This window comes from Thalassoglobus neptunius (assembly GCF_007859735.1).
GTDB lineage: Bacteria > Planctomycetota > Planctomycetia > Planctomycetales > Planctomycetaceae > Thalassoglobus > Thalassoglobus neptunius.
Window position 1 is genome coordinate 1 of sequence record NZ_SIHI01000032.1, and the last position, 11,102, is coordinate 11,102.

Below are 11,102 nucleotides of genomic sequence, written 5' to 3' on the forward strand. Positions count from 1 at the left end.
ATTCAGGACTGGCGGATGACTTACAACCACCGCCGTCCGCACAGCTCTCTTGGAGGGTTGACGCCTGCCGAATTTTCGACTCAGTGTGCTTCCGTTCCAGAGAAGGTTCCGCCTACGGCTCCACCTTCTCCTCCACTCCAGCACACTGACTTACTTACCTAACCCCAACTCTCATAAGCCTGGTTCAAACTTCGGGGGCATTTCAGGGGCACGCGCCTGAACTTGTTTCGGCCAACGCAGCCTGAATTCGATCCGACATTTCGTTGAGACCGATCGGAAAGTTGCTGTTGTTTGGTGATCCGCTTGGCACTCTGCTACGTTAAGAGAGCGTGTTAGCCCCTCTGTGCCTCGATGAGTCTCATTCAAAGGGAATTCGTCCTGCGCAAGTGTGCAACTTCGCTGCGCCCCATTGGGAATGGCGGATAACACCGGAACTGAGACGACATTGAAATCCTGCGGCCTGACATCAGCTCGCCGAATTAAGCCAGAGTGAAAGGACGCCTGGAATGCAGTTCTTCAAATTGATGGGAATCGTTCCGCTCGGAATCGGGTTCACTGTGCTGGTGTTCGTTTGGTCTCAACCGTTCAATGGATTTGGCGACATTCCAGTATTCTTCCGTCTGTTTGCCAGCTTTGTTGCACTCGGATTTATCCTTCAGGGAGCAGCCCTGTTGAGTGGTCAATTTACTGATCCTAACAAACTCAAAGCGATGCTTGAGCGAATGCGTCCCGATGTTCCGAAGAACTCAACTACTGACGAAGAAACCCCGAAGAGCAACACGGAGCTCAGCTACAGCTGCTCGAATTGCGGGGCGGCACTGTCTCCGAAAGCCGAAGTTTCTCCGCACGGCGACACGAAGTGTGACCACTGCGGAAAATGGTTCAACATCTACAACCGGCAAGCGTAAGCTGGAGCGATTTGTTCGAAGTCTGCTCGACTGCTCGCGAGAAGAAGCTTCCGAAAATGGTCAGGCAAGAATCGCCTCGACAGGATGCTGTTCTTCAACCCCGGTCAAACGGACATCAAGTCCCTGATGTTTGTAGACCAGTCGGCGGTGGTCGATGCCGAGGGTGTGCAGAATGGTCGCATTGAGATCATGGATGTGCACTGGATCTTTGACGATGTTGTAGCTGAAATCGTCCGTTTCGCCGTGAACGACGCCTCGCTTGATTCCTCCACCGGTCATCCAGATTGTGAAGCATCGGGGATGATGATCTCGACCATAGTTCTCTCTGGTCAGTTTCCCCTGACAATAAACAGTCCGGCCAAACTCTCCGCCGAAGACAACGAGCGTATCATCGAGAAGCCCGCGCTCTTTGAGATCTTGAACGAGCGCCCACGCTGGCTGGTCGATGTCGTGACACTGCTTCGGAAGATCGCCAGCGAGATTGCCGTGTTGATCCCAACCTCGATGGAAGATTTGGACAAAGCGGACGTCTCTCTCAGCCATGCGTCGAGCGAGAAGACAACTGGCCGCGAATGTGCCTGGCTTCGTGACTTCATCTCCGTACATCTCGAGGGTCGACTTGGATTCACCGGAGAGATCGGTCAGTTCCGGGACAGATGACTGCATCCTGAATGCCATCTCTGCCTGTTCGATGCGGGCTCGTGTTTCCGGATCGCCAATCTCTTCGAACGTTTTCTGATTGAAGGCTTCGAGGCGGTCCAGCATGCGTCTGCGGAGTTCGGTGCTGACGCCCGGAGGGTTTGAGAGAAACAGAACGGGATCTCCGCTCGAGCGAAGCGAGACTCCCTGATATCGAGTTGGAAGGAAGCCCGATCCCCACAATCGGTTGTAGAGGGCCTGTGCCTGCTGGCGCCCTGTCCAGGAGGGAGTCATCACGACAAACGATGGCAAATCGGCATTCGTTGAACCGAGTCCGTAGCTTAGCCAAGCTCCAAGGCTCGCCCGACCAGGAAGCTGGTTCCCGGTGCAGATGTATGTAATGGCTGGATCGTGGTTAATGGCCTCGGTGTGCACGGTGCGAACGATCGCAAGATCATCGACCATCTTTGCTGTGTGCGGGAGCAGTTCACTGACCCAGGCTCCGCTTTGCCCATATTGCTCGAACTTGAACTTCGACGGAGCAATTGGAAACCGGGATTGGCCCGACGTCATCGTCGTGAGTCGCTGTCCTTTACGGATCGACTCCGGAAGATCGGTGTCGAACAGGTCATCGAGTTTGGGCTTGTAGTCGAACGTATCCAGTTGACTCGGTGCCCCTGCCGCGAACAGATAAATCGCCCGCTTCGCTTTCGGAGCAAAGTGTGGCAGATCAGGGAGACCGGGGTTTGCTGTTGCGGCTGGAGCGGCGACCGCAGCGGTGTTTCCCATCAATGTAGCGAGCGCAGCCGATCCGAGTCCAAGGCCAGCCTGACCAAAGAAATGACGACGTGTCAGATACTGAAAATGCTGTTCAGCAGGATGCATGAAATGCTACTCACTTTGTCATCAGGGAGTCGAATTCAGTTCATCACATGAATGATTTCAACTCGGTGATCAAACGTTGCAAGGCTTCCACTCAGAGCGCTGATGGAAACGCCAGATTGAACCTCACGCATACAACGCAGAGACAGCTTCGGCTTTGACGAGTTCGCGCGGTTGATTCAAATGATTGTACACAATGGTATCGGGTGCGATGCCGAATGATTCGTAAATTGTTGCCAACAATTCTCCGGGATGAACCGGATCTTCGAGCGGCGCGGAGGCTGTCTGATCGCTTTTTCCGTGAACATAGCCCCTCTTGATCCCAGCACCGGCGACGACCGCTGTGTAGCAGTACGGCCAATGATCACGCCCATCGTCGCTGTTTCCATTGCCGCTTGTACTCACTCCACGCTGTGGACTTCGACCGAATTCTCCGACAGCGACAACGAGTGTTTCGTCCAGCATGCCACGTTCATCGAGATCGTTGATCAGGGCTGACAATCCCGAATCCAACATTGGAGCCGATTGTCCCTTCATCCGTTTTGTCAGACCGGAATGCACATCCCAGGAATGCTCGTTGCTATTGGCAACTTTCGGCCAGACAACTTCGACAACACGCGTGCCCGCTTCCACGAGTCGACGTGCGAGAAGGCAACTTTGACCGAAGGTGTTTCGACCGTAACGGTCTCGAGTTTCCGGAAGTTCCTGCTCGATGGCGAAGGCATCTCGCGCTCGGCCTGATGAAATGAGTGACAGCGCCTGATCGTAGTATTCGTTGAGTTTGTAATCTTTGACAGCACGGTCGATTTCCGGCATGCCTTCGTTAATCACATCCAACAAGCGTGCGCGTCGTTCCATGCGCCCCCCATAGACATCGGCACGCATTTCCAGATCGGTGACATTGATTTTGTCCATTTTAGACATGTCCATATCATCTCCCGGTGGGTAGAGAGTGTACGGATCGAAGGCTTTTCCGAGGAACCCGGCGGTGCCCCCCTTGCCGACCACGTTGCTCTCCTGCAGTGGTCTTGGAAGCATGACGAACGGCAGCATTGCTTCTTTGACTGGCTTGAGCCGAATCAGGTTTGATCCGAAGTTCGGAAAATCCTTTGGGCTGGGAGGTTCAAGTTGGCCCGACGGACTCACCTTGTCGGTCGTGTATCCCGTCATCATCTGATAAATCGCAGCGGTGTGATTAAATAACCCGTTCGGGGTGTAACTCATCGAACGAATTAAAGTTGTTTTGTCGATCACCTGTGCGAGCTGAGGAAGATTTTCCGTGAAATGAACTCCAGGAATCTTTGTCGAAATATTAGAAAAGGCAGACTTCACATTGTCAGGAACGTTTTCTTTTGGATCCCACAAATCGATGTGACTTGGTCCGCCCTGGAGATAGCAAAGAATGATGCTCTTGGCGCGACCGTGGCCGGAAGAGAGGCCGGAATCGTTGCTCGCCTGTGCAGAGCGCAGCTGCAACATCGACCCCAGTGAAAGTCCCAAAACGCTACTTCCACCAACCTTTAAGATGTCTCTTCGAGAGACTCCCAGGTGCGAGTCACACAGATCTTTTCCAGGCTGACCGGGAATTCGAATCATCATGATGAGAGACCTCTTCAATAGGGAGGATCGACAACCAATGCACTCACGTATCTGATTGAGAGTTCGGCAGTCAATTCAAATGTGGGGACGACGAAATTCGTATGAAACCAGTGACAAGCGCGGATCTATTCTAACGGTTAAACAAAAACGCTGGGCTGTTAATCAATGCCCAGGTCAAGTCCTGAACAATTGTGAGACGTTGTTGTTGAAGTTGTTCTTCGCTGAGCTTGACAGCACGGGTTAACCGAACCAATTGCGGATCTTCAACAAGTGGTTCTTTCTGTTTCTCCACTGACATTTTCAAAATTGTCACTCTTGGATCCTCAGGGAGTGGCTGCTGTTCACGTTCGAGTTTTTCCTTGAGCAACCTCAGCTGGTCATCCTGTTGATTGTAGAATTCCACTAAAGTCTTTTGCTCTTCCTCCGATCGATCTTCGATAGACTTCGCAAGGATGTCTGTAATGGCTTTTGAAGTACCGGGTGTATATGGAGGATCATCACTGGTCGTGGACAATCGAAACTTTCCAAGCGAGTGCTTCTTGTCCTGATAGTTTTGATCGATGGTCACTTCGAGGACGATTCCCTCTTCGAAATTTAGTGGCTCTGCAAGTTCGAACGTTGCAAATCGATCTTCTCCGGTTTTGGGAGAGGTTGCCCAACCGTTGCCGTTATTTGGCTTCTTTCCATCAATTGCGGTCTCGATGGAATAACCACCCTGTGAAAAATCGGCCGTTGCATTCTGCAACTTGACGGCAACTTTCTCTTCCGGTTTTCCAACGGGCCAAGCATGGACGGTGAATTCAGACACGACGAAATTGCCGTTTGGTGCCCGACCAGGGCCTCGCGTAGGTAACCGATCGTCCGTTAATGCTTCCAATTTGAAAGCTTTGATCTCTGTTTTGATCGGGTCTGATTTCAGAATGTACGCCCCGGCTTTGTTGTTCTTTCCGGATGCGAAGATCGCCCCGTCGTCTTCACTGCTCAGCTTGGCCCCGTTGGTCGTTTTGAGTTCCTTGAACTCGATAAGACTCCACGGAGTTCCGGATGCAAAGACCGACTGTTCCCAAAGTGCGAGTCGCTCATCAACCGATGCAACGTGAGCATCAAGTTTTTCCTGAGCTTCTTTGACCCGCTGCAGCCGCTCCTGTTCCTGTTTCTCTTCGTAGTCCTTGATTTTCTCAAGATACTCGGCCAGTTCCTGTTCAGCGCGATCAATCTTTTCCTGACGTTCTTTTTCCTTTTCAGCGATGATCGGACCGACTTTGTCTTTGTACTCTTCGAGCTCTCGAACCAACTCCTCATGTTCCGCGTTCAATGTGCTCATCATGTCAAGCGTGACATCAATCTCTCGATCCGAGGCAGAGCGATTAAGCACTCGCAAGAAGACTTCATTGACGAGTTGCCGGTCGTCTTCAATTGATGACACCAACTCTTCGATTGCATTGCCGGGTTGAGAAATTGCTGTACTGACCGTCTGTCCGTTCATGAGTGCCATCACAGGTCCGAGTTGAAGCTCGGACGACCGTTCACACTCACAGGATGATTCACGGACTGGACGTCCGAGATTGGCAAGAAATCCGTCAGTGAGTTCGATTCCGGAATCGGGAATGGCAGCTGCGCGGGTCCCTTCAGGAACTCCGGGGATTTCCATTTTCGAACCAGTCACCGCGTAAACGGAATCGTAGAGCACTTCTGCGGGCAGTCGCTTTGGATAAGCGTGAGAATAATTCAGTTGGTCGTCTGCATTCCATTCGTTGGTCGCAATGCTGAGCTGATAAGTTCGCGACTGACAAATGTCGACCATCAACTTCTGGACATCGAAACCCGACTCGACGAATCGGTCAGTGAGGTATGCCATCAGCTGCGGATTCGAAGGAGGATTGCCAGCCCGAATATCGTCAAGAGGCTCAATCAAACCGACTCCCATGAGATAGCCCCACACGCGGTTCACATAGCTTGACGCAAAGTAATCGTTTTCAGCAGAGGTAATCCAACTCGCGAGAGCTTCGCGGCGGGTAGTCTCTTCGGCGTTTTGAAGGTCGCGGTCAAATGGAACCAATGGTGCCACAACATCGCCGGTTCGGTCGTGAACAACTTCGCCCTCTTCCTGATCAAAAACAACTTCCCAGAGTGGTTTAGCTCCTTCGACAGCTGTGCCGCCGAGATTGCCGTCCTTGTTTTCTGGATCGCGTTTCAATCCAACCTGAGCGAAGAATGCCGCAGTTTCGTAATACTGATCCTGCGTCCATCGTTCGAACGGGTGATCGTGACACTTGTTGCAATTGAATCGCACGCCGAGGAACAGGTGCGTCGTGTTTTCCATCATCGCGTCAGGTTCGCGAAGAATTTTGTAGTAGGAAGCTGCCGGGTTCGACTTGTTGGATCCGGAAGCAGTCAGAACAAGACGTGCGAATTCGTCGTAGGGTGTATTCTCCTGAACATGCTTTCGAATCCAGTTCCGGAAGAGCTTCGCCCCTTCTCCGCCGATGAACTTTCCGTTGACTTGAAGCATGTCAGCCCACTTGTTGGACCAATGTTCGACATAAGCTTCTGAACCGACCAGTTGCTCGACCAATTCGTTTCGTTTCTCACGGAGGTCTCGCGAGTCGTTGACGAATTTCACAACGTCATCTGATGTCGGAGGCAGCCCCGTCAGATCAAGGTAAACCCGACGAATGAACTCTTCGTCGGTACACAACCCTGACGGAAGAATCTTCATCCGCTGCCACTTTTCTGCAACGAGGTCGTCGATCGGCGACCAACTCTCTGGCTCGCTCCATTCAAACTCGCTTCGATCCCCCATCACAGTCACTGTCGCTGCAGCATAACTTCCTTCAAATCGTGCCAGCACGGGAGCTTCGCCGCGTCGAACCGCGGTGACAATTGCTGCTCGATTGACTGCAGCAACTTCTGTATTTCCGCTCTCGAGGAAAGCTTCTCCAGTGACGTCCCGCACTTCACCGTTGGAATAGGTGGCAACAACTCGAATTTGTTGCCGCCCTCCGATTTGTGGAATGACGGGCTGTTCGGGAATGAGTTCGATTCCGGTAACGCGAGGGACATCCAGATCGAGCTGGCACCCTTCCGCAATCCATTTTCGGATGACTTCGTAATATGGTTCTCCAGGAACGGTTAAGCGACCTCCCACATGAGGAACAGCACCGGACGCTTTGAGCAGCATGAGGCTGTCGTCGGGAGACGCAACATTTGTCCGCCTCGATTTAATGTCATCGGCGAAAGATCGAACATCGAAAATTGGATCGTAACCGCGGAGAGAGAGCTTAAAACCGTTCTTGCCATCTTTGGCTCCATGGCAAGTTCCCTGGTTACATCCGAGCCGAGACAGCACAGGATTGACATCTTTAATAAAGCTTACCTGCTGTGCCGGATCATACGGAGTCACGCTCACAGGAACAGTTGCCTGTAAGTCTCCGAATGAAACTTGTAACTCTCCGGATTCTGCTGTGAGGCTTTTCACTCGCTTAAGTGGCGAGATGAGAATGTTATCCGAGGTGGAACTAACATTCGCCATTCGAGTGAGATCAATCGCTCCTCCGGATTTTAAACGTCCGGTCACCAGCAACTGGACATAACCTTCTCCTTCGACGAGAGAGACGACGTCCGGGCTGATATCCAATTCAACAATCGACTCACCTTCAGGCAGCGATTCTTCCCCGACAAGGGAGTCGTCGACGGAACGTTGAGCTTCAACTTCCCTAGAGGCAACATTCTCATCACTCGCAATTTCAACAGGCAAAATTTCCCGGATAACATCCCCCGACTGCGGGTCGATGAACCAGAGAACTCCATCTCCTCCAGCTGCGACGATGACGGACCCGTCGGGATGATAGTCCAAAGCATAAATGCCCGTCGGCAGGTCAGTTTCGGTGAGCGGAGCCGTTCCCTTAGTCACGTAGTCTTCCAGGGTTTTCTTTTGCTCAGCGTTTTGGCTTGTCACAACCGTTTCGACGATCGGCTTAATTTCTTCGGGCATCTCAAAGTCGAAGTCCGTCGAGAACGTATAAACCTGACCGATGCCATTAAAACTCGAGCCGCAAGCGATTTGTTTTCCATCCGGAGAATATTCGATTGCATACAGACGCCCCTCCATCGGAGTAAACCGTCTTAACAGATTCGCATCATCCCCAATCACACGTTTTGTCACGCGATGCATACGATAAACACGGGGAATCCCGTCCGCCCCTGCGACGGCGATTTCGTCACGGTCCGAACGTCGGGCAATTGACGCCAGTCCTCCCTTCAGAGCACCGGGAGTAATTGACGTCACATTGTCCACAAATCGTTCTGTCTCAAACTCGTAGAGCTTGGTCGACATATCCCGTCCGACTGAAACGATATATTTTCCGTTAACAGAGAAGACTGTCTCTAACGGCCAATCATCGTGAGCTCCATTAAAGAAAACCTGCTTCCCGGTGACGGAATCGAATCCTCGAACAATATTGTCGTGACAGCCAACAATCACGATGTCTCCTTGAGGAGACCAACTCACGCCGTAAAGCGTGTCTGAAGTGATCGGAATCGACAACGCGAGGCTTTGATCCTCGATATTCCAAACCTGAACTTCTCCCGATCGGCCGGGTTGACCTCCAGCGACTGCCAACTGACTTCCGTCTGGGGAAAACGCAATGGACTCGATGCGTTCTGCCATGCCGACGAGGCGACCAACCAGCTGACTCCCATCACCGGATCGAAGCAAAACTTCATGAAAACCAGCAACTGCGAGCAACTCTCCGTCGGGAGAGAAGTCGATCGACGTCACGACTGGAGCACTGTGATAAACGGGCGGATGTTCGGCATCGTACAGTCGACTCTGCTGAACGGGGGAATCGTCTTTCGCTCCTTGCTCGATCCATAAACGAACAAGTTCAATCTCCTCATCCGAAAGAGGAGGCTTCCCCTTCGGCATTTGAGCTTCCCCGTTCTCAGGAGTGATTTGCTCGAGGAGATAACTCGACTCGGGATTCCCCGGAATAATCGCATCTTCTCCACTCTCCCCTGCTTCAAGCAGTTCGGAGACGGACGTCATGACGAAGTCTCCGCCTCGTTTGGCAGGCTGGTGGCACCCCTGACAATGCAATTGAAAGATCGGACGGATCTGCTTGTGAAAGCTCACCTGTTCCGCATTGAGGGAAGAAAGAGAGGTTGCGAAGAAGAGACTGAACGCAACGGAGAAAAGGGTTCGTTGGAGCATGGCGTCTAACACTCTGGAGGGAACCTAGTTCGTTCGTGCTGCCAGGTAAGAAAACTCAGGTGTCAGACGATGACAACGAAAGAGGTGGGCAACCGAAATAGGTTGAGTGTTGCTTACCCTGAGCTCCGTGGCAGCGGAAGGTCGATCCGCTTATCAGAATTCGCTGATATTGTGCTTCATCTTACATCATCCTCAGCCAATTGCAAGTAATTTGAAAGTGGTCCAATCGAAATTGAAAATTGAAACCGGGAATCGGATCTCAAAAACCGGATTCCCTGAAAACCCATCGCATTCATCAGTCAACTTTGATAACTTGAGTTCACTGAGGAATTTGAATTTTACGAGTCCGCCCAATGAATGGTTTGCGAAAGCAATACGGGCTCTATCAATAAAAATCACGTTCCTGGTTTGTTGAACCAGTTCTCATTCTCCCGAGGGGGAGTAAGAGGACACCACATGGAGGATTCGGTCATGAACCCATCAGCTCAAAAAGACACAGCGATCATGATCGCTGTCGGAAGACTCTTCGATCTGGAGAGACAGGTCAGCTCGCGAGCTGCTGGCCGCATCCGGAACCTGACCATTGAGTCTCTCGGAGACTCGATTGTGCTCCTCGGCGAAACGAACACGTACTTCGCCAAACAACTCGCCACACAAGTCTGTCGAGAAGAGTTCCGCGATGTTCCTTTGCTCAACAACATCGAAGTCATTTAAAGGTCATCCCGCGAACAGCGAAACCGCAGCGGTCGATGCGAAAGTGTTCTCGAAGCACCCGTTGACTGAAAAGTTGACTGAGAACAAGTTCAAGAACATGCTCGCGATGACTTCAGCGGCCTCGATGTACGGCAATTACGCAAACACTCCGTAAGACTGCTTCAACCACATGGGAGCGATGTGTCCCAAAGCACGGAGTTCCTGCCGGCAATCGTCGGGACGAAACGCGTTCCCGCAAACGCCCCCTTGACTCACTCCTGCGTTTCCCCCAACCAAAACGTCACGACTCGCTTCGTTTCTTTTGCTTGCCTGTTAAACTTAGGAAATGATCCCCGTTTCCGTTTCGATGTTGCCAATGTTGTTTGCCCCGCAATCCCTGCGCGGGCGCAGTGCTGTTGTCATTGATGTGCTTCGCGCATCAACGACGATTACGCATGCCCTCGCTCATGGAGCCAGCGCCGTCATTCCCACTGAGCAAGTCGAACAAGCATGGGCCGTCGCCAAAGAACTGCCTGCGGAAGATCGACTCTTGGGCGGCGAACGCGAAAGCCTGACGATTGAAGGCTTCGATCTGGACAACTCCCCTTTTTCCTACACACCTGTACGTGTGACAGGCAAGACGGTCATCTTCACGACGACCAACGGGACTTACGCGCTCCAGAAGTGCTCTCATGCTCAGCGGATTTTGATCGGCTCATTCACGAATCTGTCCTCCATTGTCGAAACGCTTATCAACTTTCGGCATCCCGTTCACCTTGTTTGCGCGGGAACAAATCGACAATTGACAGCTGAAGACATTCTCTTCGCGGGAGCAGTCACAGATCGACTCTTGACCGAAGGTGACGGTCAGTTTGAGCTGCATTCCGTTGAATCACAGATGGCGGTCGACTTCTATCGGTCTCACCGCATTGGAACCGAAGCATTCCATGCTGCGATGTTCGAGAGTCTCGGCGGAACCAATCTTCGGAAACTTGGGCTCGACGCAGACATCAAGCGTGCCATGGAAGTTGACCGATTTTCGATCGTCCCCGAGTGGAACCCCACTCTCAATCGAATCACCATTTCAAGCGACGAGTAAAGCCTGCTCAGAGAGCGTTACCCCAAAAGACCGCTCTTATCGAGCGAAGGCATTGCCTCCGTATTGCCGA

7 protein-coding genes are annotated in these 11,102 nt (G+C 52.1%); 4 read left to right on the top strand and 3 right to left on the bottom strand.

Going from position 1 to position 11,102, the window contains the following annotated elements; genetic code table 11:
• The gene (locus KOR42_RS27920; RefSeq protein ID WP_390620856.1) at positions 1-162 is read left to right on the top strand and encodes an integrase core domain-containing protein; all 162 of its coding nucleotides are present in this window, start codon (positions 1-3) and stop codon (positions 160-162) included.
• 344 nt (positions 163-506) lie between these two features.
• Positions 507-908 carry a zinc ribbon domain-containing protein gene (locus KOR42_RS21070; protein WP_146511813.1) on the top strand — a complete coding sequence of 134 codons (402 nt, stop codon included), beginning with the start codon at positions 507-509 and terminating at the stop codon, positions 906-908.
• Positions 909-968: 60 nt separating this feature from the next.
• Here the strand turns inward: KOR42_RS21070 and KOR42_RS21075 are convergent, their stop codons facing one another.
• The 3 genes from KOR42_RS21075 to KOR42_RS21085 all read right to left on the bottom strand — a co-directional run bounded on the left by KOR42_RS21075 (position 969) and on the right by KOR42_RS21085 (position 9,240).
• Positions 969-2,432, bottom strand: a complete 1,464-nt coding sequence (locus tag KOR42_RS21075; RefSeq protein ID WP_146511814.1) for a DUF1501 domain-containing protein — start codon at positions 2,430-2,432, stop codon at positions 969-971.
• A 123-nt stretch (positions 2,433-2,555) separates the two neighbouring features.
• Positions 2,556-4,025, bottom strand: coding sequence for a DUF1501 domain-containing protein (locus KOR42_RS21080; RefSeq protein ID WP_146511837.1), 1,470 nt, complete (start codon positions 4,023-4,025; stop codon positions 2,556-2,558).
• Between the two features lie 133 nt (positions 4,026-4,158).
• Entirely contained in the window at positions 4,159-9,240 is a 5,082-nt protein-coding gene (locus KOR42_RS21085) for a DUF1549 domain-containing protein (RefSeq protein WP_146511815.1), read from the bottom strand.
• A 471-nt stretch (positions 9,241-9,711) separates the two neighbouring features.
• Between KOR42_RS21085 and KOR42_RS21090 the strand changes: the two genes are divergently transcribed.
• Both KOR42_RS21090 and KOR42_RS21095 read left to right on the top strand, forming a co-directional pair.
• A complete protein-coding gene (locus tag KOR42_RS21090; protein WP_146511816.1) occupies positions 9,712-9,954 on the top strand; it encodes a hypothetical protein in 243 nt (80 codons plus the stop codon).
• A gap of 325 nt (positions 9,955-10,279) precedes the next feature.
• Positions 10,280-11,032, top strand: coding sequence for a 2-phosphosulfolactate phosphatase (locus KOR42_RS21095; RefSeq protein ID WP_146511817.1), 753 nt, complete (start codon positions 10,280-10,282; stop codon positions 11,030-11,032).
• The last annotated feature ends 70 nt before the right edge of the window (positions 11,033-11,102 follow it).

Bases quoted from the DNA above. Each gene is read 5' to 3' on its own strand.
- KOR42_RS21070 (WP_146511813.1), top strand. From the start codon at position 507: ATGCAGTTCTTCAAATTGATGGGAATCGTTCCGCTCGGAATCGGGTTC.
- KOR42_RS21075 (WP_146511814.1), bottom strand. From the start codon at position 2,432: ATGCATCCTGCTGAACAGCATTTTCAGTATCTGACACGTCGTCATTTC.
- KOR42_RS21080 (WP_146511837.1), bottom strand. From the start codon at position 4,025: ATGATTCGAATTCCCGGTCAGCCTGGAAAAGATCTGTGTGACTCGCAC.
- KOR42_RS21085 (WP_146511815.1), bottom strand. From the start codon at position 9,240: ATGCTCCAACGAACCCTTTTCTCCGTTGCGTTCAGTCTCTTCTTCGCA.
- KOR42_RS21090 (WP_146511816.1), top strand. From the start codon at position 9,712: ATGAACCCATCAGCTCAAAAAGACACAGCGATCATGATCGCTGTCGGA.
- KOR42_RS21095 (WP_146511817.1), top strand. From the start codon at position 10,280: ATGATCCCCGTTTCCGTTTCGATGTTGCCAATGTTGTTTGCCCCGCAA.